Origin of the sequence: Streptomyces alfalfae, from assembly GCF_004127445.1 — a bacterium.
Classification (GTDB): Bacteria; Actinomycetota; Actinomycetes; order Streptomycetales; family Streptomycetaceae; genus Streptomyces; species Streptomyces alfalfae.
Genome location: NZ_QEXM01000033.1, coordinates 116,350 through 141,526 on the forward strand (window position 1 = coordinate 116,350; position 25,177 = coordinate 141,526).

26 protein-coding genes are annotated in these 25,177 nt (G+C 72.2%); 12 read left to right on the forward strand and 14 right to left on the reverse strand.

All coding sequences use genetic code 11. From position 1 onward, the window contains the following. Nucleotides 1–219 precede the first annotated feature (219 nt). The gene (locus tag DCW30_RS13655) at nt 220–1,137 is read left to right on the forward strand and encodes an endonuclease/exonuclease/phosphatase family protein (RefSeq protein WP_076687299.1); all 918 of its coding nucleotides are present in this window, start codon (nt 220–222) and stop codon (nt 1,135–1,137) included. 60 nt (nt 1,138–1,197) lie between these two features. Here DCW30_RS13655 and DCW30_RS13660 read toward each other — a convergent pair whose 3' ends face one another. From DCW30_RS13660 to DCW30_RS13675, 4 genes are all read right to left on the reverse strand, one after another. Further along, on the reverse strand, nt 1,198–2,160 hold the full coding sequence (locus DCW30_RS13660; RefSeq protein ID WP_062771170.1) for an electron transfer flavoprotein subunit alpha/FixB family protein: 963 nt from the start codon (nt 2,158–2,160) through the stop codon (nt 1,198–1,200). A 103-nt stretch (nt 2,161–2,263) separates the two neighbouring features. Next, nucleotides 2,264–3,049, reverse strand: a complete 786-nt coding sequence (locus DCW30_RS13665) for an electron transfer flavoprotein subunit beta/FixA family protein (protein ID WP_062771169.1) — start codon at nt 3,047–3,049, stop codon at nt 2,264–2,266. Between the two features lie 231 nt (nt 3,050–3,280). Next, a complete protein-coding gene (locus DCW30_RS13670) occupies nt 3,281–3,787 on the reverse strand; it encodes a flavin reductase family protein (RefSeq protein WP_076687298.1) in 507 nt (168 codons plus the stop codon). 157 nt (nt 3,788–3,944) lie between these two features. Then, nucleotides 3,945–4,271 carry a thioredoxin family protein gene (locus tag DCW30_RS13675; RefSeq protein WP_062771167.1) on the reverse strand — a complete coding sequence of 109 codons (327 nt, stop codon included), beginning with the start codon at nt 4,269–4,271 and terminating at the stop codon, nt 3,945–3,947. Between the two features lie 228 nt (nt 4,272–4,499). Between DCW30_RS13675 and DCW30_RS13680 the strand changes: the two genes are divergently transcribed. Beyond that, on the forward strand, nt 4,500–5,228 hold the full coding sequence (locus tag DCW30_RS13680) for a lysophospholipid acyltransferase family protein (protein WP_076687297.1): 729 nt from the start codon (nt 4,500–4,502) through the stop codon (nt 5,226–5,228). Nucleotide 5,229: 1 nt separating this feature from the next. On the opposite strand, the gene DCW30_RS13685 is transcribed toward DCW30_RS13680, so the two are convergent. The 5 genes from DCW30_RS13685 to DCW30_RS13705 all read right to left on the reverse strand — a co-directional run bounded on the left by DCW30_RS13685 (nt 5,230) and on the right by DCW30_RS13705 (nt 9,814). After that, a complete protein-coding gene (locus DCW30_RS13685) occupies nt 5,230–5,835 on the reverse strand; it encodes a transglutaminase domain-containing protein (RefSeq protein ID WP_076687296.1) in 606 nt (201 codons plus the stop codon). 96 nt (nt 5,836–5,931) lie between these two features. Then, nucleotides 5,932–7,002: a threonine aldolase family protein gene (locus tag DCW30_RS13690; protein WP_062771211.1), complete on the reverse strand. Its 1,071-nt coding sequence runs from the start codon at nt 7,000–7,002 to the stop codon at nt 5,932–5,934. A 32-nt stretch (nt 7,003–7,034) separates the two neighbouring features. Continuing rightward, on the reverse strand, nt 7,035–7,775 hold the full coding sequence (locus DCW30_RS13695) for an SDR family NAD(P)-dependent oxidoreductase (protein ID WP_076687295.1): 741 nt from the start codon (nt 7,773–7,775) through the stop codon (nt 7,035–7,037). A gap of 26 nt (nt 7,776–7,801) precedes the next feature. Next, a complete protein-coding gene (locus DCW30_RS13700) occupies nt 7,802–9,205 on the reverse strand; it encodes a DUF6421 family protein (protein ID WP_076687294.1) in 1,404 nt (467 codons plus the stop codon). Between the two features lie 195 nt (nt 9,206–9,400). After that, nucleotides 9,401–9,814, reverse strand: coding sequence for an ATP-binding protein (locus DCW30_RS13705; protein WP_079250210.1), 414 nt, complete (start codon nt 9,812–9,814; stop codon nt 9,401–9,403). Nucleotides 9,815–10,074: 260 nt separating this feature from the next. Between DCW30_RS13705 and DCW30_RS13710 the strand changes: the two genes are divergently transcribed. Beyond that, nucleotides 10,075–10,956, forward strand: coding sequence for an RNA polymerase sigma factor SigF (locus DCW30_RS13710; protein ID WP_079250209.1), 882 nt, complete (start codon nt 10,075–10,077; stop codon nt 10,954–10,956). Between the two features lie 22 nt (nt 10,957–10,978). Here DCW30_RS13710 and DCW30_RS13715 read toward each other — a convergent pair whose 3' ends face one another. Further along, nucleotides 10,979–12,145 (reverse strand): PP2C family protein-serine/threonine phosphatase, encoded by a 1,167-nt coding sequence (locus tag DCW30_RS13715; RefSeq protein WP_076687293.1) that lies wholly within the window; start codon nt 12,143–12,145, stop codon nt 10,979–10,981. Nucleotides 12,146–12,247: 102 nt separating this feature from the next. On the opposite strand from DCW30_RS13715, the gene DCW30_RS13720 reads away from it, so the two are divergent. From DCW30_RS13720 to DCW30_RS13750, 7 genes are all read left to right on the forward strand, one after another. Next, the gene (locus DCW30_RS13720) at nt 12,248–12,814 is read left to right on the forward strand and encodes a MarR family winged helix-turn-helix transcriptional regulator (RefSeq protein ID WP_076687292.1); all 567 of its coding nucleotides are present in this window, start codon (nt 12,248–12,250) and stop codon (nt 12,812–12,814) included. Between the two features lie 116 nt (nt 12,815–12,930). Beyond that, the gene (locus DCW30_RS13725; RefSeq protein ID WP_076687291.1) at nt 12,931–13,809 is read left to right on the forward strand and encodes an STAS domain-containing protein; all 879 of its coding nucleotides are present in this window, start codon (nt 12,931–12,933) and stop codon (nt 13,807–13,809) included. Further along, nucleotides 13,806–14,207, forward strand: a complete 402-nt coding sequence (locus DCW30_RS13730; RefSeq protein ID WP_062771160.1) for an STAS domain-containing protein — start codon at nt 13,806–13,808, stop codon at nt 14,205–14,207. Before DCW30_RS13725 ends, DCW30_RS13730 begins: the two co-directional genes overlap by 4 nt. Nucleotides 14,208–14,209: 2 nt before the next feature. After that, entirely contained in the window at nt 14,210–14,659 is a 450-nt protein-coding gene (locus DCW30_RS13735; RefSeq protein ID WP_232627098.1) for an anti-sigma regulatory factor, read from the forward strand. Continuing rightward, complete coding sequence (locus DCW30_RS13740) at nt 14,656–15,681, forward strand: SpoIIE family protein phosphatase (RefSeq protein WP_076687290.1); 1,026 nt, start codon at nt 14,656–14,658, stop codon at nt 15,679–15,681. The genes DCW30_RS13735 and DCW30_RS13740 overlap by 4 nt, the downstream gene beginning before the upstream one ends. Further along, entirely contained in the window at nt 15,678–16,940 is a 1,263-nt protein-coding gene (locus tag DCW30_RS13745; RefSeq protein WP_076687289.1) for a PP2C family protein-serine/threonine phosphatase, read from the forward strand. The genes DCW30_RS13740 and DCW30_RS13745 overlap by 4 nt, the downstream gene beginning before the upstream one ends. 90 nt (nt 16,941–17,030) lie before the next feature. Then, on the forward strand, nt 17,031–18,125 hold the full coding sequence (locus DCW30_RS13750) for a baeRF3 domain-containing protein (RefSeq protein WP_076687288.1): 1,095 nt from the start codon (nt 17,031–17,033) through the stop codon (nt 18,123–18,125). A gap of 31 nt (nt 18,126–18,156) precedes the next feature. Here DCW30_RS13750 and DCW30_RS13755 read toward each other — a convergent pair whose 3' ends face one another. Next, nucleotides 18,157–18,708: a heme-binding beta-barrel domain-containing protein gene (locus DCW30_RS13755; RefSeq protein WP_076687287.1), complete on the reverse strand. Its 552-nt coding sequence runs from the start codon at nt 18,706–18,708 to the stop codon at nt 18,157–18,159. A 133-nt stretch (nt 18,709–18,841) separates the two neighbouring features. Between DCW30_RS13755 and DCW30_RS13760 the strand changes: the two genes are divergently transcribed. Then, nucleotides 18,842–19,342, forward strand: coding sequence for a hemerythrin domain-containing protein (locus tag DCW30_RS13760; RefSeq protein WP_062771155.1), 501 nt, complete (start codon nt 18,842–18,844; stop codon nt 19,340–19,342). A 38-nt stretch (nt 19,343–19,380) separates the two neighbouring features. Here DCW30_RS13760 and DCW30_RS13765 read toward each other — a convergent pair whose 3' ends face one another. From DCW30_RS13765 to DCW30_RS13775, 3 genes are all read right to left on the reverse strand, one after another. Continuing rightward, nucleotides 19,381–20,124, reverse strand: coding sequence for a helix-turn-helix domain-containing protein (locus DCW30_RS13765; protein ID WP_079250207.1), 744 nt, complete (start codon nt 20,122–20,124; stop codon nt 19,381–19,383). 75 nt (nt 20,125–20,199) lie between these two features. Further along, entirely contained in the window at nt 20,200–21,072 is an 873-nt protein-coding gene (locus DCW30_RS13770; protein ID WP_079250206.1) for a SigB/SigF/SigG family RNA polymerase sigma factor, read from the reverse strand. 115 nt (nt 21,073–21,187) lie between these two features. Next, nucleotides 21,188–21,595 carry an STAS domain-containing protein gene (locus tag DCW30_RS13775; protein WP_076687285.1) on the reverse strand — a complete coding sequence of 136 codons (408 nt, stop codon included), beginning with the start codon at nt 21,593–21,595 and terminating at the stop codon, nt 21,188–21,190. 315 nt (nt 21,596–21,910) lie between these two features. Between DCW30_RS13775 and DCW30_RS37905 the strand changes: the two genes are divergently transcribed. Further along, nucleotides 21,911–25,132, forward strand: a complete 3,222-nt coding sequence (locus DCW30_RS37905; RefSeq protein ID WP_076687284.1) for an NACHT domain-containing protein — start codon at nt 21,911–21,913, stop codon at nt 25,130–25,132. Nucleotides 25,133–25,177: the final 45 nt, after the last annotated feature.

The window sequence follows — 25,177 nt, forward strand, 5'->3', positions numbered from 1 at the left end:
CGCCGCGCCCGGCGTTTCCGCTTCACGGAATCAGTAATCCGTATAGCGAAGTTATCCGTGACCTTCACGCTGGTCAACACCCTTCCGTGTCCTGCATCCGTAGCGGACCACGGCGGTTCACGCGTGTCCCGGGCCGTGCGGGCGGCCCTCTTGGTCAGTGTGGGCCCATCCCCGCGCGCCCACGCCCCGGACCGCGCGGCCCCGACCGAAGGAGACCGTGTGCCGATCGACTCCCGCTTCTCGCGCCGTACCGGCCTGCGCGCCGCGCTCGCCGCGACGGCGGCGCTGCCCGTGTTCGGCGGGGCCCTGTCCGGCGGTCCGGCGTACGCGGCGCCGGCACGGCCCGGCGCCCGGGCGCCGGAGGCCCGCCTGGAGGTCATGACGTTCAACCTCCGCTTCGCGAGCGACAAGCCGCCGCACACCTGGGCCCAGCGCCGCCCGGTGACCAAGGAGCTGCTGCTCCGCGCCAAGCCGCACGTCATCGGCACCCAGGAGGGCCTGTACTCGCAGCTGCGGGACATCGAGTCCGACCTCGGCGCGGACTACGACTGGATCGGCACGGGCAGCGGAGGCGGCAGCCGCGACGAGTTCATGGCCGTCTTCTACGACACCAAGCGGCTCGCCCCGCTGGAGTACGACCACTTCTGGCTCTCGGACACCCCGGACGTCATCGCGTCCAACACCTGGGGCGCCCGCTCGATCCGCATGGCCACCTGGGTCCGCTTCAAGGACCTGGACACCGGCGGCGAGCTGTACGTCCTCGACACGCACCTGGACCACATCAGCCAGAACGCGCGGGCCCGCTCGGCGACGCTGATCGCCGAGCGCGTCGGCCGCCTCGACAAGGCCAAGCCGCTCGTCGTCACGGGCGACTTCAACGCCACCGCCCACAAGAACGTCGTCTACGACACGCTCCTGGGCGCCGGTCTCGTCGACACCTGGGACGCGGCGGAGCGGCGCGGCAAGGCGTACGCCACGTACCACGGGTACAAGCCGCTCACGCCGGACGGCAACCGCATCGACTGGATCCTGACGCGGCCCACGGCGCGGGTCCACGCGGCCTCGATGAACACGTTCTCGCTCGGCGGCCAGTACCCGAGCGATCACCTGCCGGTGCAGGCGACCCTGACGCTGTGACGCACGAAGGCCCCCGTACCGCCACACGGGCGGCACGGGGGCCTCGTACGCACGACGGGGTCAGCCCTTGCGGGCCTTGACCTCTTCGGTGAGCGCGGGGACGACCTCGAAGAGGTCGCCGACCACGCCGTAGTCGACCAGGTCGAAGATCGGGGCCTCGGCGTCCTTGTTGATGGCCACGATGGTCTTCGACGTCTGCATGCCCGCGCGGTGCTGGATCGCGCCGGAGATGCCGGAGGCGATGTAGAGCTGCGGGGAGACCGACTTGCCGGTCTGGCCCACCTGGTTGGAGTGCGGGTACCAGCCGGCGTCGACGGCGGCGCGGGAGGCGCCGACGGCGGCGCCGAGCGAGTCGGCGAGGTTCTCGATGATCGAGAAGTTCTCGGCGCCGTTGACGCCGCGGCCGCCGGAGACCACGATCGCGGCCTCGGTCAGCTCCGGGCGGCCCGTCGACTCGCGCGGCGTGCGCGAGACGACCTTGGTGCCGGTGGCCTTCTCGGAGAACGAGACGCTGAGCGCCTCGACGGCGCCCGCGGCGGGGGCGGCCTCCACGGCGGCCGAGTTCGGCTTGACCGTGATGACCGGGGTGCCCTGCGAGATGCGGGACTTGGTGGTGTACGAGGCGGCGAACACGGACTGCGTGGCCACCGGGCCCTCGTCGCCGGCCTCGATGTCGACGGCGTCGGTGATGATGCCGGACTTGATGCGGACCGCGAGGCGGGCCGCGATCTCCTTGGCCTCGGCCGAGGAGGGCACGAGCACGGCGACCGGGGAGACGGCCTCGTACGCGGCCTGGAGCGCGTCCACCTTCGGCACGACGAGGTAGTCGGCGAACTCGGGGGCGTCGGCAGTGAGGACCTTGACCGCGCCGTGCTCGGCGAGCGTGGCGGCGGTGGCCTCGGCGCCGGCGCCCAGGGCGACGGCGACGGGCTCGCCGACGCGGCGGGCCAGGGTCAGCAGCTCAAGGGTGGGCTTGCGGACGGCGCCGTCCACGTGGTCGACGTAGACGAGAACTTCAGCCATGGGACTTCAATCTCCTGCGAGTGCGAAGAATCTGGGAGGCGGTTGCGGGGCTCTTCGAGCCTCTGGGCGGCCCCGGGACGCTCCCCCGGGCCCGCCGGTGGGGCTAGATGAACTTCTGGCCCGCGAGGTACTCGGCGAGCTGCTTGCCGCCCTCGCCCTCGTCCTTGACGATCGTGCCGGCCGTGCGGGCCGGACGCTCGGTGGCGGACTCGACCTTGGTCCAGGCGCCCTCGAGGCCGACCTCTTCGGCCTCGATGTCCAGGTCGCCGAGGTCCAGCGACTCCACCGGCTTCTTCTTGGCGGCCATGATGCCCTTGAAGGACGGGTAGCGGGCCTCGCCCGACTGGTCCGTCACGGACACGACGGCCGGCAAGGACGCCTCCAGCTGCTCGGAGGCGGCGTCGCCGTCCCGGCGGCCCTTCACGACGCCGTCCTCGACGGAGACCTCGGAGAGCAGGGTGACCTGCGGGACGCCCAGGCGCTCGGCGAGGATCGCCGGCAGCACGCCCATGGTGCCGTCGGTCGAGGCCATACCGGTGATGACCAGGTCGTAACCGGTCTTCTCGATCGCCTTGGCGAGCACCAGCGAGGTGCCCATGACGTCGGTGCCGTGCAGGTCGTCGTCCTCGACGTGGACGGCCTTGTCGGCGCCCATGGAGAGCGCCTTGCGCAGCGCGTCCTTGGCGTCCTCCGGGCCGACGGTCAGCACGGTGATCTCCGCGTCGTCCGCCTCGTCGGCGATCTGCAGCGCCTGCTCGACGGCGTACTCGTCCAGCTCCGACAGCAGGCCGTCGACGTCGTCGCGGTCGACGGTCAGGTCATCGGCGAAGTGCCGGTCGCCGGTGGCGTCGGGCACGTACTTCACACAGACAACGATCCTCAAGCTCACGCCGGCTCTCCTACTGCATCGTCTTTACTGGGCTGCTGCCTTGGCTTCGGCCACTGCCTTCTTGCAGGCAGCATAGGCGCCTGAAGCGGTGGACCCCGGTCGGGGATGCCCCCGCTCCGATCGAAATATTACTCATGAGTACACCCAGTTCATTCCCCCTGAGCAAGCGCTTTGAACTGTGACCTTCCCAACGCTGTGTGATCGGCCCGCCAGGCCCTTCACCGGGAACTCTCAGTCGCGCAGCGCGTTGAAGCGTCCGCCCTGGTAGAGCAGCGGCCGCCCCTCGCCGCCCGGGTCCCCCGCGACGGCCTCCGCGAGGACGAGCCGGTGGTCGCCCGCGGGCACCCGCGCCACGATCCGGCAGACCATCCAGGCGAGCGTGCCGTCCAGCACGGGCACCCCTTCGGGCCCCTCGTGCCACGCGGTCGGCGCGCCGAAGCGGTCGGCGCCGCTGCGCGCGAACGTGGCGGCCAGCTCCCGCTGGTGCTCGCCGAGTATGTGGACGCCGACATGGCCGGTCTCACGGATGGCGGGCCAGCTCGACGCTCCGGCGCCGATACCGAAGGAGACCATCGGGGGTTCGGCGGAGACCGAGGTGAGCGAGGTGGCGGTGAAGCCGACGGGGCGGCCGCCCCGGGCCGCGGTGATCACGGCGACCCCCGCCGCGTGGCGCCGGAAGACCGAGCGCAGCAGGTCGGGGCCGGCGGTGCGGGCGCCGATGGCGGGCGTGGCCGTCACTGAGTCGTCCTTGGGGAAGGGGATCCGGGGGCATGCGGGGAGAGGGGTCCCGGGGCATGTGAGCAGGCTCGCGACAGTTGGCCCATACAGTCAAGCCGAACCCCGCGGATGAAAGAAGCGTCACTGTCCGGCGACACGCCGTAGGGACGGGGGAGGATCACACGGCCTCCCCGAGCGCGGCGATCACATCGGCCCTGCGGGGTTGTCCGGCGGCGCGGCGCACCACGCGCCCCGACGCGTCGAGGACCAGCACGGTGGGCGTCTTCTCGACCCGCAGTTCCCGTACGAGCGCGAGGTGCTCCTCGGCGTCGATCTCCACGTGGGCCACGCCGGGAACCATCCCGGCCACGTCCGCGAGGATGCGGCGGGTCGCCCGGCAGGGCTGGCAGAACGCGCTGGAGAACTGCACGAGCGTGGCCCGCTCCCCCAGTCCCTCCCCGATGTCCGCCGCGCCGAGCCGCCGCCCGGTGTCGCGTCCTGACACGTACTGCCTCCCACCCGCGCGAAATCCTTGATCCGGTTCCTTCCCAGTTCAGCACTTGTGCGGCCGTCAGAATTCCGACGTGATGAGAATCTCCCGGTTCGAGGGCACCAAGACTGGTCACTCGTCCGTTCTTGGGGCACGATCTGCGCAACGCCGAAAAACCTACGGCTGCGTAACCTCCCGCCGGGAGCCCCCTCCCCAGGCAGACACGAAGGGCCCTCCCCACCCATGGCAGAGCTTGTCTACCGTCCGGTCATCGGTGCCGCCAAAACGCTGTTCAAGGCATGGGACCTGAAGATCGACTGCAAGGGCTCGGAGAACATCCCACGCACCGGCGGCGCGGTCCTCGTCAGCAACCACATCAGCTATCTCGACTTCATCTTCGACGGCCTCGCCGCCCTGCCGCAGAAGCGTCTCGTGCGCTTCATGGCCAAGGAGTCGGTGTTCCGGCACAAGATCTCCGGACCGCTGATGCGCGGCATGAAGCACATCCCCGTGGACCGCAAGCAGGGCGAGACGGCGTACGCGCAGGCGCTCGAATCGCTGCGCTCCGGGGAGATCATCGGCGTCTTCCCCGAGGCGACGATCTCGCAGTCCTTCACCCTGAAGTCCTTCAAGTCGGGTGCCGCGCGCATGGCCCAGGAGGCGGGCGTCCCGCTCATCCCCATGGCGCTGTGGGGCACCCAGCGGCTGTGGACCAAGGGCCATCCGCGCAACTTCAAGCGCAGCCACACGCCGATCACGATCCGGGTGGGCGAGCCCCTCGAAGCGCCCAAGGACCAGTACGCGGGCGCGATCACGCGGCGGCTGCGCGAGCGCTGCCAGGAGCTGCTCGAAGCCGCCCAGCGCGCCTACCCCGTGCGCCCCAAGGGCCCCGACGACACATGGTGGATGCCGGCGCACCTCGGCGGCACGGCGCCGACCCCCGCCGAGGTGAAGGCCCTCGAAGCCGGCTGAGTCACCGGGCCGCCCGGAGCGTGTCGGGCAGGTCCTCCCACAGGCGTGACCTGTCGGGGGCGTTCCGCATGACCTCGACGATGCCCGGGTCCGGTGCGGCGTACAGACCCGGCAGGTCCGCCTCGCCCGCGCCGGCGTCCGGCGCCCAGGCCAGCCGCTCCCCCTCCAGGGAGAACCGCGCGTCGACGCCCGGCTTGTTGCCCCGGCAGTCCTGGCGGTGCCAGGCGCCCCGGAAGCGCACGGCGACCAGGCCGTGCAGGCAGTGTCCGGCGCCGGTGTCGTGGGCCAGCCGCTGGTAGCAGAGCGCGGTCGGGATGTCCTCGGCCCGCAGCAGCGCGGCCAGGGCGTGCGCCTTGGCGTGGCAGATGCCGGTGCGCTGTTCGAGGACGTCCGAGGCCCGCCAGGTCACCCGCGGATCTCCGCTGTCCGCGGAGTGCGGCACGGTGTCGCGCACGTGGAGGTAGGCGGCGCGGGCGTACGCGTAGGAGTCCGCGGCCTCGTGCGCGAGACGCGCGGCGGTCTCGCGCACGACGGGGTGATGGTGGTCGATGACCTCGTCGGCGGCCACGTACGCGGACAGGTCCGGGTCCTGCTGGATGAGCTGCATGGCACGCGAGCATAGGAACACGACCCACCGCCGGTCAATGGAATTACGGTGGGTCGTATATCTATGCAGCGCGGGAGACGGGCCGCGCGGCCGCGGTCAGCGCGCCAGCTCCTCCTTGAGCGCGGCGAGGAACCCGTCGACGTCCTCCTCACGGGTGTCGAAGGCGCACATCCAGCGCACGTCCCCGGCCGCCTCGTCCCAGAAGTAGAAGCGGTAACGCTTCTGCAGCCGCTCGCTCACGTCGTGCGGCAGCCGGGCGAAGACGGCGTTCGCCTGCACGGGGTAGAGGATCTCCACGCCGTGCAGCGATCGGACGCCCTCGGCGAGGCGCTGCGCCATCTCGTTGGCGTGCCGGGCGTTGCGCAGCCACAGGTCCTTGGCGAGCAGCGCCTCCAGCTGCACGGAGACGAAGCGCATCTTCGAGGCGAGCTGCATCGACATCTTGCGCAGGTGCTTCATGTGGCGCACCGCGTCCTGGTTGATGACGACGACGGCCTCACCGAACAGCGCGCCGTTCTTCGTGCCGCCGAGCGAGAGGATGTCGACGCCGACCGCGTTCGTGAACGTCCGCATGGGGACGTCGAGGGCCGCCGCGGCGTTGGCTATCCGGGAGCCGTCGAGGTGCACCTTCATGCCGAGCCGGTGCGCGTGGTCGCAGATCGCGCGGATCTCGTCCGGGGTGTAGAGCGTGCCCAGCTCGGTGTTCTGCGCGATCGAGACGACCTGCGGCATGGCCCGGTGCTCGTCGTCCCAGCCGAACGCCTGCTTGTCGATCAGCTCGGGCGTGAGCTTGCCGTCCGGCGTCGGCACGGTGAGCAGCTTGAGCCCCGCCATGCGCTCGGGGGCGCCGCCCTCGTCCACGTTGATGTGCGCGGACTCGGCGCAGATCACCGCGCCCCAGCGGTCGGCGACCGCCTGGAGCGCCACGACGTTGGCCCCCGTGCCGTTGAACACCGGGAACGCCTCGGCCGTGGGACCGAAGTGACCACGGATCACCTGCTGGAGGTGGGCCGTGTAGTCGTCCTCGCCGTACGCGATCTGGTGGCCGCCGTTGGCCAGCGCCAGGGCGGCCATGACCTCGGGGTGCGCGCCCGCGTAGTTGTCGCTCGCGAAGCCCCGCACGCCGGCGTCGTGGTGACGCCGGGCGTCGGTCTTCGGAGGATTCACGGCTTCCCTCGTGGTGGCTCGGTCGCGTTCGGTCACGGCTTCTCTGTCAGCCACAGGCGGTTTCCGTTCACTTCACCGGCGGGCCGCTCCCAGACGTCGGCGATGGCATCGGCCAGCTCCGTGACGTCCGTGAAGCCCGCGAACTTCGCGTGGGGCCGCTCCGCGCGCATCGCGTCGTGCACCAGCGCCTTGACCACCAGGATGGCAGCCGCCGCGCGCGGTCCCTCCTCGCCCCCCGCCTTGCGGAAGGCGTCGCCAAGGGCGAGCGTCCAGGCCTCGGCCGCCGCCTTGGAGGCCGCGTACGCCGCGTTGCCCGCGGTCGGCTTGGACGCGCCGGCCGCGCTGATGAGCAGGTAGCGCCCGCGGTCGCTGCGGCGCAGCCCGTCCTCGAAGGCGAGGGTGGTGTGCTGGACCGTGCGGATCAGGAGCTTCTCCAGGAAGTCCCAGTCGGCGAGGTCGGTCTCCGCGAAGCTCTTGCTGCCGCGCCAGCCGCCGACGAGGTGGACCAGGCCGTCGATCCGCCCGAACTCCTTCTCCGTGCGCGTGGCCCACTCCCGGGTCGCGTCCAGGTCGAGGAGGTCGACCGTGTCTCCGATGACGGTGGCTCCGCCGTGCGCGTACCGGGCGGCGTCGACCGCCTCGGCGAGGCGCACGGGATCGGCGTCGGAGGCCACCACCGTGGCCCCCGCCTCCGCGAGCCTCAACAGGGCGACCCGTCCCGCGGGCCCCGCGGCTCCGGCGACCGCGACCACGGCTCCATCAAGTGCGGACATGTTCCTCGCCTCCCTCTGGCGGCCGCTCACGCGGCGGCCTTCTCGGCGTTCGAGGAAGCGGTGATCCCCTTGGTGGAGGCGATCACGTGCTTCAGCTTCTTGGAGAGCGCCTCATAGAACATGCTGAGCGGAAACTCGTCCGGAAGCACCTCGTCGACCAGTTTGCGCGGCGGCAGCGAGGTGTCCAGGGCGTCCGGGCCCTTGGCCCAGCGCGATCCCGGGTGCGGGGCGAGGTAGGTCGAGACCAGGTCGTACGCGGCGAACCAGTGGACCAGCTTCGGGCGGTCGATGCCGGCGCGGTAGAGGTCCTCGATCTCCTTGCACAGCTGGTTGGTGACCTGCGGCGCGCGCTCCCAGTCGATCGTGAGCTTGTTGTCGGTCCAGCGGACCACGTCGTGCTTGTGGAGGTACGCGAAGAGGAGCTGGCCGCCGAGCCCGTCGTAGTTGCGTACGCGCTCGCCGGTGACCGGGAAGCGGAACATCCGGTCGAAGAGCACCGCGTACTGCACGTCGCGGCCCTGCCGGACGCCGTCGCCCTCCAGCTTCACGGCCTCCTTGAAGGCGGTGAGGTCGCAGCGCAGCTCTTCGAGGCCGTACATCCAGAACGGCTGGCGCTGCTTGATCATGAAGGGGTCGAAGGGCAGGTCGCCGTGGCTGTGGGTGCGGTCGTGGACCATGTCCCACAGGACGAACGCCTGCTGGCAGCGGTCCTGGTCGCCGACCATCGCGCGGATGTCCTCGGGCAGTTCCAGGCCGAGCAGGTCCACGGCGGCCTCGGTGACGCGGCGGAAGCGGGCCGCCTCGCGGTCACAGAAGATGCCGCCCCAGGAGAAGCGCTCGGGCGCCTCGCGGACCGCGATGGTCTCGGGGAAGAGGACGGCCGAGTTCGTGTCGTACCCGGCGGTGAAGTCCTCGAAGGTGATGCCGCAGAACAGCGGGTTGTCGTAGCGCGTGCGCTCCAGCTCGGCCAGCCACTCGGGCCAGACCATGCGCAGCACGACCGCTTCGAGATTGCGGTCGGGGTTGCCGTTCTGCGTGTACATCGGGAAGACCACGAGGTGCTGGAGGCCGTCTTCGCGGTGCGCCGCGGGCTGGAAGGCCAGCAGCGAGTCGAGGAAGTCCGGCACCTGGAATCCGCCGTCCGCCCAGCGGCGCAGATCGGCCACGAGGGCCTCGTGGTACGCGGCGTCGTGCGGCAGCAGCGGAGCGAGCTGCTCGACCGCGGCGACGACGCGGTCCACCGCCAGCTCGGCGGCGTCCTTCGCCGGGGCGCCCTCCGCGCCGAAGTCGATGGAGCCGTCCTGCGACTGCCAGGGCCTGATCTCTTCCACGGCGTCCTTGAGCACCGGCCACGCCGGGTGGTCCACCACCCGCCCCTCAGCGGAAGGAACCGCACCCTCCGTACCCGCCTGCACAAGAATTTCCGTCATGACCCACCTTCCACGGGAGAACCTCGCGTATGGACACCGTATGCGTCCACGGTTCTCCGGGACAAGAGGGTTCCGGGAAAGTATCCTGTGCGACCCCCTGGTGGACCGCTGTTTTTCCTGTAATGGCGGGCTGGGGCGCGTGCTTCTGCGGGAGCGGGGGGCGGCCGGCCGGTCAGGGCCGACAGAGTTGCGCCGCTAGCGCGGCAGGTGTGCCCGCACCGTCTTCCCTTGGGGCCCCGCGGTCACCGACACCGCCTTGGCCAGGCCGCGGACCATGGGCCAGCCGAAGCCGCCCGTGCCGCCCGCCAGGTCCGGGGTGCGTTCTCGCGGGGGGCGTGGGTCCGCGTCGGTGACCGCCACCGTCACCGTCTTCCGGCGGGCCGTGAGCCGCAGGGAGCACGAGGTGCCGTGGGCGTGCCGCACCGAGTTCGTGACCAGTTCGGACACGGTGAGCTCCACGCTCGCCGCCGCCTGCTCCTCCAGGGCCGGACTGAGCCCGTCGAGGAAGTGCCGGGTGAAGTCCCGCGCCTCGGCCACGACTTCCGGCCGGTTGTCGAAGACCATGCGGTCGAATGGCTTGGCGCTGTCCTGTGTATGGTCCGTCCGCATACGCCCCTCCTAAGTTCAGGGGTGGACTGTACGAATGGCTCTCTTGCCCGCGATACCGGGTCTTATACGCGTACGCCGGCCCGCCCGCGCCCCGCCGCGCACGCCGTCCGCGCCACCCGACGGGCCGCACGCCCCCTCTGGATGTGGCCCGCATCACGTACATCATTTCCCCTGACGGGGACATGAAGCGCGGAAGGCGGGGTAACCGGGGGCCACCAGCCCGTAGGAGAGGACGCCGGCTGGCGAACTGGGAGGTTGACATGACGATGACCATCGGAACACAGGCGGACACGGGCGTCGGGGAGGCGTCGCAGGTCACGGGCGTGCCGGAGGTCGCGGAGCTGCCGGAGATCGCGGACCCGCAGGCGGTGTCGCCGAAGGACGCCCGCGCCCTGTCCCAGTTGTTCTTCGACCAGCTCGCCGTGCTGGAGGAGGGGACGCACGAGTACCAGTACGTGCGCAACACGCTCATCGAACTGAACATGTCCCTGGTCCGTTACGCCGCCGGGCGGTTCCGCAACCGCAGCGACGAGATGGAGGACGTGGTCCAGGTCGGCATGATCGGCCTCATCAAGGCCATCGACCGTTTCGAGCTCTCCCGCGAGGTCCAGTTCGCCACGTTCGCGGTCCCCTACATCGTCGGTGAGATCAAGCGCTTCTTCCGTGACACGTCCTGGGCCGTGCACGTGCCCCGCCGCCTCCAGGAGGCCCGGGTCGAACTCGCCAAGGCCACCGAGGAGCTGAGCAGCCGCCTCGGCCGCTCCCCCACGGTCGACGAGCTGGCCGCCCTGATGAACCTGACGCCCGAAGAGGTCATCGAGGCGCGCCTGGCCTCCAACGGGTACAACTCCGCCTCCCTCGACGCGGCCCTGAGCGGCGACTCCACCGACGAGACGCCGCTGGCCGACTTCATCGGCGCGGTCGACCCCTCCCTGGAGCTCGTGGAGGACTTCCACGCGCTCGCGCCCCTCATCGCGGAGCTGCCCGAGCGTGACCGGGAGATCCTGCGTCTGCGCTTCGCGGAGGAGTTGACGCAGTCCCAGATCGGCGAGCGCCTCGGCGTCTCCCAGATGCAGGTGTCCCGGCTGCTCTCCCGGACCCTGGGGAGCCTGCGCGAGGGCATGCTCACCACCACCGACTGAGGGCGGTCGGCCAAAGGGCCGTTCACGGCCTTCCGTGCCAGTCCAGGCAGACGATCATGGCGTCGTCATCGGCGTCGATGGCGCCCCGGTGCCCCGCGAGTTCGTGCAGCACGGCCCGCGGCACCTGTGAGGGCGGCAGCAGCCGCGTACTGGTGATCGCCCGGGTGAGCGCTCGTTCGCTGTAGCGCTCACCCGCGGGCGAGGCCACGTCGTAGACGCCGTCGCTGATGAAGAGCAGCCGGTCCGCCGGCTCCACCCGGAAGTGCTGCACGGTGTAGAGCGTGTCCTCGAACATGCCGAGCGGCAGCTGCGCGTCGAGTTCCACGGCCTCGGGTCTGCCGTGCCGCACCCGCCACATCTTCGGCGAGCCGGCGTCGATGACCTCCGCCTCCCCGGTCGCCAGGTCGAAGCGGAGCAGCAGCATGGAGAGGTGGACGGCGCCGCGGTAGTGGCCGTAGACGGCCTGGTCGGCAAGGCACGCCTGGTCCGCGAGGGAGAGACCGGCCCGGCGCGCGTTGCGCAGCGCGTTGATCGCGAGGTTGGTCAGGAGCGCGGCCTCGATGCCCTCTCCCATGCCGTTGGTCACGGTGAGCGTGAGGTGGCTCGCCGACGTCGTCCAGTCGAAGTTGTCGCCGTAGATCGCGTACGCGGGTTCGAGCTGGGCCCCGAGGTCGTACTCGGGACGGGAGCAGGAGCGGCCCGGCAGCAGCTGCCACTGCATCTCGGCGGCCAGGGTCAGCCGGTCGGCGCGGCGGGCCTGGAGGTAGAGGTCGGTGTCGCGTTCGGCGACGACTATCTCGTGCCCGAGGATCTCCGCGATCTCCTGGAGTTCGACGGCGGTGTCCTCGTCGTAGGCCTCCACGGGGAGGCGGACGCTCAGGACGCCGATCCGGTCGCCGCGGACGCTGACCGGGAGGTGCACGACGACGGGGTCTGCTCCCTGGCCCCGCTCCACGTGGGGCTGCTGGGCGCCGAAGGCGCGGCCGGGGGCGCTGGCGTGGACGGACACCGGGTCGGCGGTACAGGGCAGCGCGTGGACCGGCTGCAGTATGGTCATCGCGTAGTCGGCCATCAGCAGATCGACCGAAACGGCGGCGTAGTGGGCGACCAGCGCCCCCTGCACCGCTTCGACGAGAGCGTGCGGTGCGGCCTTGCGCAGGGCGCGTTCGACGACCCTGAATCTGTCCACCTGTCGTTTACCGCCTATCTGGAATGACATGACAAGAAGGAGCGAGCGGCCCTGATGTCCCAGCGACTGACAAGGCCATTGCGAAGTGTCACAGTTGAGGGCATGAATCCCGACCTCTCCGGCAATGGCGGCCAGGACGCCACCGCCCCGACGGTCAGGGATGTCATCGAACTGCTCGAGGTGCTGTGGAACAAAGGCCGCGACATCACGTCGCCGGCCCCCGTCTCCTCCTCACAACTGCGGGTGCTGTACGTCCTGGACGGCGCCCAGGGGATCAACCTCCGCACCCTGGGCGAGGTGCTCGGGTCGGCCCCGTCGTCGGTCAGTCGTATGTGTGACCGTCTTCACGCGTTGGGGTTCATCGAGCGCTCCCTGAGTTCAACCAGCCGCCGCGAGCTTGAGCTGCGCCTGTCGAGCCAGGGAGAAAGCTACCTCAAAGAATTGCGGACACGTCGTGAAAGTGCCCTGTCCGATGTCATCTCCGGCATGACGGGGACAGATCGGGCAGCCCTCGTGCGGGGCCTGCACGGGTTCCGCGCCGCCGTCGAGCCCTCCGACGGGTCCTCCGCCGAGCTTTCCGCCGGGGCCTCCGTCCGGCCCGCCATCGGCTCCGCCGACGGGACGGCACGCGAGAGCGGCCGTCGGGACGACGCGGCAGAGAGCGCCTGACCTCCGGCTCCACCCCTCTCGCCGTCCGTCGGCGAGGTCACCCATCAGCGGGGTTTCGCCGCGGAACACCCTCGTCTAACGTTTGCCGTACGGCAACAGTTGCTAAGGTGGATCTAATGAACTCCAGTGAACCAGAGGCCCGGCTCAGCGTGGCGACCGCCCTCCGCGAGCAGGGAGAGAAGGTGGCCGACCGCTGGGTGCAGCTTCAGCTGGAGCGCGCCGTCCTCGGCAGCGGCATCAGCGAGGCGGAGCTCCGCGAGGAGGCCGACGCCTTTGTGAGTGCCTTGCGGGCGGCACTTGAAACCGACCGGCCGGTGGAAAGTCTCGCCACCTCCTGCCCCGAGCTGCGTCAGGCGGTCACCGAACTGTCCCTGCGCAGGGCCCGCGGCGGCGCCTCCCCCACGGCCACCTCGCTCGCCGTCCTCGCCCTGAAGGAGGCGCTGCTCGAAGCGGTGCGGGAGCAGGCGGGCGACACCCCCGCCCTCTACCACTCGGCCGTCTGCGTCAACCGGCTCCTCGACACCGCGGGCGCCCTGTCCTTCGCCACCTACGTGGAGGGGCGCGAGGAGATCATCCGCCGCCAGAGCAGGCAGCTCCTCGAAGTCTCCACGCCGGTGGTCCGCCTCTGGGACAAGGTCCTCGCCGTCCCGCTGATCGGCACGCTCGACACCACCCGCACGCAGGTGGTCATGGAGAACCTGCTCCAGTCCATCGAACGCCACGAGGCGGAGGTGGCGATCATCGACATCACGGGCGTGCCCACCGTGGACACGGCCGTCGCGCACCACCTGATGCAGACGGTCAACGCCGTACGGCTCATGGGCGCCGACTGCGTCATCAGCGGCATCCGCCCGCCGATCGCGCAGATCATCGCCCAGCTCGGCATCGATCTCTCGGCCATCCTGACCCGCGCCACCCTGGCCGACGCCCTTGCCGCCGCGATCCGGCTCACCGACCGGGCGACGCCTCCGGCCGACCCCATGAGCGTGCGATGAACGGCGGCACGCGCGGCGGTGTGCCGATCCTGCGCCTCGGCGACGTACTCGTCACCGGGCTGCTCAACGAGCTCGACGACAAGGGCGCCCTCGCGTTCACCGAGGAGCTGACCGAACGCATCGTCGCCGACCGAGCCCGCGGGGTCGTCATCGACATCTCGCGCCTGGAGATCATCGACTCCTTCGTCGCGCGCACGCTGATGGAGCTGACCACGACCTCCCGGCTCCTGGGCTCCCGGGTCATCGTGGCGGGCATGCGGCCCGCCGTGGCCATCACCCTCGTGGAGCTGGGGCTGCGGCTCTCGGGCGTGGAGACCACGCTCAACGCCGAGCAGGGGCTGCGGGCCCTGGGCTGGGAGCAGACGCTCGTCCCGCCCGCCGAGAGGGGCGCGCGTTGACCGTGTACGGCGACATCGACGAAGTCCCCACACGCCCGGCGGGCGACGGCACCCGCCTCACCCACGAGATCCGCGCCGAGGAGGATCTGCTCTCCGCTCGCCACACGGTCCGCGAGGCCACCCTGCGCGCCGGGTTCGGCCTGGTGGACCAGACCCGCATCGTCACCGCGGCCAGCGAACTGGCCCGCAACGCCTATGTGCACGGCGGTGGCGGCATCCTCGTCATCGAACCAGTCCAGCGCGACGGCCGGCACGGGCTGCGGCTGCGGGTCAGCGACGACGGCCCCGGCATCGCCGACCTCGACGCGGCGTTCACCGACGGCTACACCACCGGGGCCGGCCTCGGGCACGGGCTCGGCGGGGCGCGCCGCCTCATGGACGAGTTCGAGGTGCGCAGCGCCCCCGGCCAGGGGACGACGGTGACCGCCATCCGCTGGAACGGGCCCCGATGAGCGCTTGGGCCGCCCCCGAGACGCTGCACGTGCCCATCGACCACCACAGCGCCGTCCAGACCGCGGCCGACCGCGCCCGCGAACTGGCGCGGGCCTGCCGGATGTCCGGCGCCCTGCCGGACCGGGCCGCCGTACTCGCCAGCGAACTCGCCAGCAACATCAGCAAGCACGCCCGCAACGGCGCGCTCTTCCTCCAGCAGTCGCCCGGGGGCACGGCGTTCTCGGAGGTCGCGCTCGACATCGTGGCGGTGGACAACGGTCCGGGCATCCCGGACATCGGCCTCTCCCTCACCGACGGCTTCAGCACCACCAGGACCATGGGCGCCGGGCTCGGCGCGGTGCGGCGCATCGCCTCCGACCTCACCCTGCGCTCCGCCGCGGGACGCGGGACGCTCGCGCACGCCAGGCTCGCGGCCCCCGGCGGCGCCAGGCCGCTCGCGGACATCGGCGCGCTCTGCCTGCCCGCCGACGGCCAGCAGACGTGCGGCGACGCGTACGCGGTCGTCGAGGACGACGAGGGCCTGACCGGCCTCGTGGTCGACGGGCTCGGCCACGGCCCGGACGCGGCGGCTGCCAGCCGGCGGGCGGTGCGCACCTTCCTGGCCCGCCCGGACGCCCCGCTCCCCGAGGTGTTCGACGCCCTGCACAGCGCGCTGCGGCACACCCGCGGCGCCGCGGCCGCCGCGGTGCGGATCGGCGCGGGCCGCGCCGAGTACTGCGGGGTCGGCAACATCCGCGCGGCGGCCCTGTCCCCGCACGGCATCACCCAGCAGTTCACCGGGCAGGCCGGCATCGTCGGCTACAACCTGCCCGCGCCACGGAGCCGGTGCCTCGACATGTCCGACCACACCGGTCTGGTCCTCTACACCGACGGCATCGACCACCGGTGGACACGCGACCCGGACCCGGCCGAACTGAGCCTGCCGCCGACCCTGCTGGCGGCCTCCCTGGCCCACACCCACCGCCGGCGCCGCGACGACGCCACCGTCCTCGCCGTCGGCAGTCCTCTGGGGATCGGATGACCAGCACCACCTTCCGCACGCCCGCCGCACTGCGGCGCACCGTCCGCGGCATCGCGCTGAACTACCGGCTCTCCGCCGAGGACAGGGCCCGCATCGTGCTGTCCCTGAGCGAGACGGCCGCCACCGCGCTGAACGCCGGACGCCCCGTCACCCTGACGGCCACCGACGAGGCGGGCGAGGACGGGGCCGCCCGGCTGACCCTCGCCCTCGGCCTGCCCCGCCAGGACCGCCCCGCGGCGACGGACGGCCTGCCGCTGCCCGGCGAGGCCGGCGCCGACGGCACGGTGGTGTGGCGGGTGCCGCTGCCCCCGCCCCGCGCCCCGCTCACCACCGTGTTCCCGCAGGCCACGCGGGCGGCGTCGGCCACGCCTCGTACCGGTGAGGCCGACATCGCCCTCCTGGAGGAGGAGTTGCGGGCCGCGCTCGCCAGGGCCGACCACCTCGCCGACGAACACCGCAAGCTCAAGCACGAACTGGCCGAGACCAACAGCGGAGTCCTCGCGCTGTACGTGCAGTTGGAGAAGCGGGACGAGGAGCTGCGCACGGCGCACGGCCGTACCCTGCGCGCCCTGGAGGACGCGCTGCGCCCGCGCCCGCTGCACGTGGACGGCCTCGACCTGGCCGTCCACTACGCCCCGGCCAGTGACGAGACGCCCACGGGCGGGGACCTGTACGACTGGTTCGTCCTGCCGGACGGCACCGTCCACATCACCATCGTCGACGCGCTCGGCCACGGCATCACCAGCACGCGCACCGCCCTGACCGTCACGCACGCCGTCCGTACGCTGGCGCTGGAGGGCCACCCCCTGGAGTCCATCGTGGCCCGCACGGACCAGATCCTCTCCCCCTTCGACCAGAGCGTGATGGCCACGCTGCTCCTGGTGCGCCTGGACCCGGCGACCGGCCGCCTCTCCCTGGCCAACGGCAGCCACCCGCCCGCCCTGCGTCTGCGGGCCGACGGGACGGCCACGTATCTGGAGGTGCGGGGCCGTGGCATCGGCTTCCCGCTGCCCGGCAGCGAGCGAGTCCTGACCACCACGCTCGGCCCCGAGGACCTGCTGCTCCTGTACACCGACGGCCTCACCGAGAGCCGCAGGGACCCCCGGGAGGGTGAACAGCGCCTGGTGTCGGTCGCGCGCGCCCACCGGTCCCGGCCCACTGTGGACCTGCCGGGCGCGATCGCCAGGGACATGCTCGCGGAGGCGCTCCACGAGGACGACACCCTCGCCCTGGCCATACGGTTCCGGGCCTCCGAGTAGGCCCTCCCGGTCCGCCCGCCGCCCGGGAAGCGGGGGCGCCTTGTCCGGCATAGGGTGCTTTCATCGCCGCCCCCGTTCCGGAAGGCCGCCATGCACCCCTGTCTCACCCCGGACACGCTCGCCGGTCTGCGCAGGCCGCGCCCCTACCCGGCTGTCACGGTGCTGCTGCCCACCCACCGCACGGGGCCGGAGGCCGCGCAGGACGCCGTGCGGCTGCGCGGCCTGGTGGCCGAGGCCGAGCAGCGGCTCCGGGCCGACCCCGCCGTCACCGGTGAGCGCCGCGCCGAGGTCATGGCGGCCCTGGACCGGGCGGTGGCGGAGGTCGACCCGGCGCGCGCCGAGGACGGCCTCGCGCTCTTCGCCGCGCCGGGCGAGCACCAGGTGTGGACGCTGGCCCGGCCGGTGCCCGCGCGCGTGGTGCTCTCCGACACCTTCGTGACCCGCAACCTCGTCGCGGCCCACGCCGCCGAGCACCCCTACTGGCTCCTCGCGGTCGCCGCCGACCGCGTCACGCTGTGGGACGGCAGGGCGGCGGACGTCACCGAACACACGGCGGACGACTTCCCGCTGACCCGTGACCTCGACGACCCCGACGTCGAGCGCAAGGAGCGGATCGGCGATGTGCCGAGCACTTTCCGCTCCGAGCGCACCCGCGGTTTCCTGCGCGAGGCGGCGCGGGCGATGAGCGGCATCCTCGCCGTCCACCCCCGGCCCGTGTATGTCGCCGGGGAGGCCGCCGCCCTCTCCCTCCTCGACGAACTCGGCATGTTCACCGAAGGGGCCACGCCGGTCCCGCACGGCGGGCTCGCCGGGGGCACGGCGGCGCGGGTGCGGCAGGCGATGGTCCCCCTGCTCGCCGCGCGCGAGGAGGCGCAGCTCGACACCACGCTCCGCGACCTGGACGACGCCCGCGGCCACCAGCGGTTCGCCGCGGGGCTCGACGAGGTCTGGCGGCACGCCGTGGAGGGACGGGTGCGGCTGCTGGCCGTGGAGGACACCTACCGGGCGACCGTACGGGAGGCGGGCGGGCATCTCGTACCGGCGGCGGCGGACGATCTCGACGCGCACGAGGACATCGTCGACGAAGTGGTGGAGCACGCCCTGGAGACGGGCGCGGGGGTCCGCTTCGTGCCGCCGGACGCCCTCGCCGGCCACGGCCGGATCGCCGCCGCGCTGCGGTACTGACCGCGGCGTGCGCCCGCGCCGCGGGGAGCGGTCAGGGCTTGGCCCCGCCGCGGACCAGCCGTGCCGCCAGATGGTGGCGCAGCGGCACCCCGACCGCCGCGAGGTCGTGCGCGAAGGTGAGCGTGCCGGGCCCGGCCAGGGTGTAGCGGCGGCGCGTGGCGTCCACCTGTTTGGCCGTGGGGGTGAGGGCCACCTCGTGGGTGGCGAGGTCGACCGTGCCGTCCGCCGCGTGGCCGACCGCGATCTCCGCGATGCCGGTGGGCTGCGTGATCAGCGCCTCCACCCGGCCGTCGGGCTGCAGCCGCCACCAGCCGCTCTCCCGGGCCGACGGCCGCAGCGGGCGTCCCTCGGCGTCGGTCAGCCAGGCCCGGGACTCGTACCGCAGGAAGGGCCGCCCGTCGTGGCTGAAGGTGACCTTCTGCTCGTAGGCGAAGTCCTCGTCGAGGGTCGGGTACTCGCCGCGGCCCGTGCCGCGCCAGGTGCCGATGAGGCCGAGCACGGGTGCCAGCAGGGCGTGCGGGGCGGGTGTCCCGTCCGCGTCGTGGCCGTCGGGATAGGGGTGCCCGGATGCGGGGTCGAACACGGTGCGCTCCTGAATTCGGGGTAGTCGGGGGCAGGACAGGAAGCCTAGGGCCGCGTTGGGGGTACCCATCGCTCGGAGCACCACCGCGCCAGGCGCGTCATCGCACCACCGCACAGACCGAAGGAGCACAGCCATGGCGAAGAAGGCCGAGTCGGGCGACGTCGTTGAACTGATCCTGCGCGACCACCGGCGGATGGAGGACCTCTTCCGTCTCATGCGCAGCGTGGAGGCGGACCGGGCGGCGGCGCTGCGCGAGTTCGCCGACCTGCTCATCGCGCACGCGCTCGCCGAGGAGGCCGAGGTCTACCCCGCGCTGAAGCGGTACCGGGACATCGAGAACGATGAGGTCGAGCACGGCGTGGAGGAGCACGAGGAGGGCAACGAGGCGCTGCTCGCCCTCCTGGAGGTCGACGAGGTGGGCTCCGACGAGTGGGACGAGAAGCTGGAGAAGCTCGTCGAGGCGGTGACCCACCACGCCGACGAGGAGGAGCGGACGATCCTCAACGGCGCGCGCGAGAACGTCGCGACGGAGCGCCGCGAGGAGCTGGGCGCCGCCTTCTCCCGGGAGCGCGCCAAGCAGCTCGAACAGAACTGCGGTCGCGTCGAGAACGTCCGCAGTGTCGTGAAGTCCTGAGCACGCCCGAAGCCTGTGGCTCCCTGGTCCTGTGCCGCTCAGGCCAGGGAGCGCAGCACGTCCTCCGTACGCGCCTTGAGCCAGGCCGTCATGCTGCCCAGTTCGCCGGAGCGTTCCATGCGGACCGAGAAGGCCACGGCCGCGTGGAGCGCCCCGAAGGAGACGGGCACCGCGGCGGACGCGTAGCCGACGGCCAGCTCCTGCAGCTCCACCACCGGGGAGAACGGCGGGATACGGGCCAGCTTGCGCAGGGCCGTCTCGGTGTCGGGCGCCGTGTGGGGCGTGAGCGGCTCCACCGGGTGGCGCGCCAGGTGCGCCCGCTGCTCCTCCTCCCCCAGGCGGGCCAGCAGGCTCTGTCCGGCGGCGTGCGCGTAGGCGGTGGCGGAGAGGCGTTCCGGGTCGGCGGGTAAGCCGCAGAGCGGATGCCAGGAGACGGCGGTGATCTCGACGTCGCCGGCCCGGTACACCGCGAGGTAGGTGACGGTGTGCAGGTCCCTGCCGATGCTGTCCAGCCAGGTCTGCGTGAACTCCCTGCGCGGGGCGGACGTGACCACCGGAGGGGGCAGGAGGTAGTGCCCGTATTCGTTGAACACGGCTCCCTCGTGCTGCAGCGTGCGCAGCAGGTGGTACGCGGTGGCCAGCGGCAGCCGGGTGTCGCGGGCCAGCTGTTTGGCCGTGGCCCGGCCCCCGTGGTGCTCCAGCGCCGAGAGCAGCCGCAGGGCGCGCTGGACCGAACCGATGAGCGTGGGTCCGTTGGTGGACTTCCGCGTCGAGTCCTGCAAGATCTCTCCTCACGGTTGTCCCGGGGCGGCGCCCGGTGAGGATCTTGGAAGTGCTCCGCCGGGGGACCGGAAGGCCTAGCGCAGCGTGGTGAGCTTCGCCCGTAGCCTCGCGAGCGTACGGGTCAGGATGCGGGAGACGTGCATCTGGGAGATGCCCAGCTCCTCGCCGATGGCGCTCTGGGTCATCTCCGCCGAGTACCGCATCGCGAGGATGTGCCGGTCGCGGGCGGGGAGTTCGGCGATGAGCGGTTTGAGCGCGTGCAGGTCCTCGACCTTCTCCAGGCCGGCGTCCGGGCGTCCGATGTGGTCGGAGAAGGCGCTCTCGGCGTCGGCCGGCTGGTCCAGGGATGAGCTGGCGTAGCCGTTGGCGGCGAGCAGGCCCTCGGCCACCGTGTCCCCGTCGACGTCCAGGTACCGGGCGATCTCGGCGGAGGTCGGCGCCCTGCCGTGCTCCTGTTCGAGCTGAGCGGTGGCCCTGGCCAGGTCGGAGCGCAGCTCCTGGAGGCGGCGCGGGACGTGGACGGCCCAGGTCGTGTCGCGGAAGTACCTCTTGATCTCGCCCATGACCGTCGGCATGGCGAAGGTGGGGAACTCGATGCCGCGCCCCGGGTCGAACCGGTTGATCGCCTTGATGAGCCCGATGGTGCCGACCTGCACGACGTCCTCGTACGACTCCCCGCGCACGCCCACGCGGCGGACGGCGTGGCGCACGAGGGCGAGGTTGAGCTCCACCAGGGAGTTGCGCACGTAGGAGTACTCGGGTGAGCCCTCCCGCAAGGCGTCGAGCCGTGCGAAGAGGACCCTGGAGAGCTCCTTGGCGTCGGCGGCGTCCACGGACGCGAACGCGGGGAGTTCCGGCAGCCGCGCCGCGCCGCCCGCGCGCGGGCCCGCCGTCTCCGGCTCGGCGCAGACCGCGCCGCCGGGACCCGCACCGGTCGTTGTCGTCATCGTCGCTCCTGATGCGCTCAAGGACACTTCCCTGGCAAGGAAGCGCGTGGTGGACTGCCAGGTACCCCCGATCGTCCGTCACATTCACTCGATTTCACGCTAGGTGACACGCCGATCACGCTTCGCACGCCGGTGTGGCGGGCGGCCAGACCGGGCGGTGCGACTCCGGCAGCTCGCCCAGGGCGAGGCCGACGGTCCGGTGACTGGGGATCAGCTCGGCGCTGCCGGTCCGGGCGAGGAGCTCGGTCAGCCGCCGGCCCGCGCCCGCGAGCAGCAGCTTGCCGCCGCGGCGCTGGAGCAGCCACCGCATGGCGAGCAGGCAGTTGAGGCCCCGCGAGTCGCAGAACGACAGGGCCGTGGCGTCCAGGACCAGATGCCGGTGGCCCGCGTCGACGCAGGCGCCCAGTGTGCCCATGAACAGTTCCTCGCCGCCCCGGTCGAGTTCGCCGGTGATCCGCAGGACAGCGCAGTCGTCGCAGCTCGCGAGCTGCGTGATGCTCAGGCGGTGCGCCTGCGTGGACATCGGCGCCTCCCTGCTCCCCGCGGGCGCCACACCGCTCGCGGAGTCCGGTGACGGTCACACTCCTACGACTCCTACGGGGAATTGTGCCCCGCATCGCGCCGGACAGCGGAGCGATTGCGGTTTCTCGCGCCCGTCCCGCCCCCGGCGGTCCGCCCCGCCACCCACGGCGCGTCCTGCCCGCGGCGCCCGCCCTCCCCAACCGCGTTGAACGATCACGCCGTTCGAATCGTCCGGCGGCTCCCGCGGCTACGCTTGTCCCGGCTACGGCCCGTGGACGGCGCGGAGTTCGGGGGCGAAGCGGCGAAAGGGGACCGCGTGGACGGCGGCACGGTAGGGCTGCGCATCGCTTCGGCAGTGATCGCCCCACTGCTCAAACGGCTGCTGCTGCCGCCCGCGAAGGCGCCGGGCGCGGAGTTCGGCGAACGGCCCGTCCCCGTCCGGCGCCTCATGGCCTTCTCCCGCGAGCACCGCACCCTCACCGAGGACGATCTGCACCGCATCGCGCGCGAGCTGGTGCGCAGGGCGGTGCGGTCGGCCGGTCCGCACGACCCGCCGGTCGGCGCCGACGAGAAGGACGCCGTCGGCCTCGCGCTGGCGCGTACGCTGCACGCCCTCGGCGACCTCGACATGAGCGACGTGCAGGCTTTCGCGCTCGGGCCCGAGAAGCTGGCCGAGGAGCTGTCGCGGCGGGCCGGCCCGGAGACCCGCAGGCTCCTCAGCGACGACGCGGCCCTCTTCCACGACCGGCTCCTGGAGACGGCCTGCGCGCACGTGGTGCGGTTCTTCAGCGAACAGCCCGGGTTCGCGGCGCGCACCCAGGTCGAGCAGAGCAGGGAGATCCGCGAGCAGAGCGAACGGCTCCGGCGGATCCAGGAGCGCCTGCCCGAGATCGCGCTCCAGGACAGCCGCTTCGAGGAGGAGTACGCGCGCTACGTGGTCCAGAGCCACGGCAGGCTGACCATCCACGGCGTCGACCTGCATGAACCCGAGGGCCAGGAGTGGCCGCTGGAGAGCGCCTACCTCAGCCTGGAGGCCGTGCCGTACCGCGGCCCCGGCGAGGGAGCCGCGACGGCCGACGGCGAACCGGGCGCCGACCGCGAGTCCCCCGAGCGCGCGGCCGTTCCGGTGGAGGCCGCCCTCGCCACGCACGACCGGGTCCTGCTGCGCGGCGTGGCGGGGACCGGCAAGACGACGCTCGTCCAGTGGCTCGCCCTCACCACCGCCCGGCAGGACCGGGTGCCCGGCGGCCTGTCCCAGCTCGTGGGGCGCGTGCCGTTCGTGATGCCGCTGCGCGCCCTGACCCGCAAGGGCTCCGAACTGCCGGTGCCGCAGGACTTCCTGCGCTGGATCGACTGCCCGCTGCTCGGCACCGAACCGGACGGCTGGGCCGCGCGCGTCCTGCGGCACGGCCGCGCGGTGATGCTCATCGACGGGGCGGACGAGATCCCCAAGGGCGAGCGCAACCGGGTCAAGGCCTGGCTGAAGAAGCTCCTCGCGGTCTTCCCCGGCAACCTGTGGCTGCTGACCTCGCGCCCCTCCGCCCTCGAACAGGGCTGGCTGGAGCGCGAGGGCTTCCGGGAGTTCACGCTGAGCGAGATGCGCCCCGCCGACATGCGGCGCTTCATCGAGCGCTGGCACGCGGCGGCCGGGGCGCCCGCCCGGCTCGGCGCATCGCTGACGCTCGCCCTGCGCAGCAGGCCCGAGCTGAGCCGCCTGGCGACGAACCCGCTGATGTGCGGGCTGATCTGCGCCCTGCACCGGGAGCGCCGGGGCTTCCTGCCCCGCGGCCGCGCCTCGCTCTACGAAGCCGCCCTCGCCATGCTCCTGGAGCGGCGGGACGTCGAGCGCGAGGTCTACGGCACCAGCGGCGACACCCCGCAGCTGGACCAGAAGTCCGCCACGGAACCGCTGCGGCGCCTCGCCTACTGGCTGATCCGCAACGAGCGGACCCAGCTCGACCGGGCGGACGCCGTGGACGTCGTACGCCGCCTGATGCCCTCGGTCGAACGGCTGACGGAACTGGGCGAGGCGGAGGACGTCCTCCAGTTGCTGCTCGAACGCTCGGGCCTGCTCCGCGAACCGAGCCCGGGGGCCGTCGACTTCATCCACCGCACCTTCCAGGACTTCCTGGGCGCCCAGGCCGTGCTCGAAGAGCGCGACATGGGGATGCTGGTGAACAACGCGCACCTGGAGCAGTGGGAGGACGTCGTGCAGATGGTCGTCGCCCAGGCCCGCCACCACGAGCGCGGCGAACTGCTCACCCGGCTGCGCGAGCGGGGCGAGCGGGAGAAGGACCCGGCCGTCCGGGCGCGGCTGCGGCTGCTCGCGCTCGCCTCGCTGGAGCAGGCCACCAGCGTCGCGCCCGCCGTGCGCGAGGCCATCGAGAGCCAGGCCGCGCGGCTGGTGCCGCCCCGCAGTCTGCGCGAGGCCAGGGCCCTGGCCGGGACGGGGCCGCTGCTATTCGGTCTGCTGCCGGACGCGGACGCCGTGACGGGCGACGAGGAGCTGGCCACCGTGCACGCGATCTGCCAGATCGGCGGGGACGCCGCCATCCCCCGCCTGCGGCAGTTCCTGCGCACGGGCCAGCCCGCCGTGCGCGCGCAACTGCTCGGCCACTGGGACCGGTTCGACACCGCGACGTACGCGGAGGAGGTCGTCGGGCCGCTCCTGGAGATCGCGCCGGACGACCGGGTCACCGTGCGTTCGCACGAGCAGCTCCAGGCGCTGCGGTCGATGCGGACCTGTCGCCGCGTCAGCCTTCAGGGTGACTTCTCCGCGGCCGACATCCGTTCCGCGCTCGACCCCGGGCGGCTGCGGGAGCTGCTGCTGCGCGACTCCCTCTCCCTGGACTCCCTCGACGCCCTCGACGGCTTCACCGAGCTGGAGTCGCTGGGGCTGCGCGGCTGCCGCAACGTCCAGGACCCCCTGCCGCTCACCCGGCTGCCTGGCCTGCTCCGCCTCGAACTGCGGGACCTGCCCCGCTTCGAGCCACTGCACGCGCTGGCCGGGTGCCCGCGGCTCGACACGCTGGTCGTCGGCGCCGACGTGCCGTGGCGCGGCCTCGCCGACCTGCCGTGTCCCGACCGGCTGCGGGTGCTCTCGCTGCCGCCGACCGCGACGCGCCTCGCGGACATCGTGGCCTGCCGCGACCTGCGGGAACTGCGCCTCCAGGAAGCCAGCGAGCGCCTCGCGCCCGACTCCTGGGGAGCCCTGCTCGGCGAGCTGGCCGAGCTGCGCACGATCGCGCTGACCGCCGCCCAGCTCAGCGCCCTGCTGTTCGCGCCGCGCACGCGGCTGCCGCAGGTGACCCGCCTGAACGTGCACGCGGGGCCCGGAACGGCCGTGCCGCTGCGCAAGATCGCCCTGCGTCTGCCCGGCCTGGAGGAGGTCCATATCGCGGAGGCCGCCGACGTCGACCTCGCCTCGCTCGCCCCGCTCCCCCAGCTGCGGAAGGTCCGCCTGACGTACCCGAGCGAGGTGCGGGGCGCCGAGGCACTGCCGGGCCACGTCGAGCTCTCCCGGTATCCACAGGCCTGATCAACGAACTGGAAACGGTCCGTCGCTCACGGTAAGTTCGTTGCT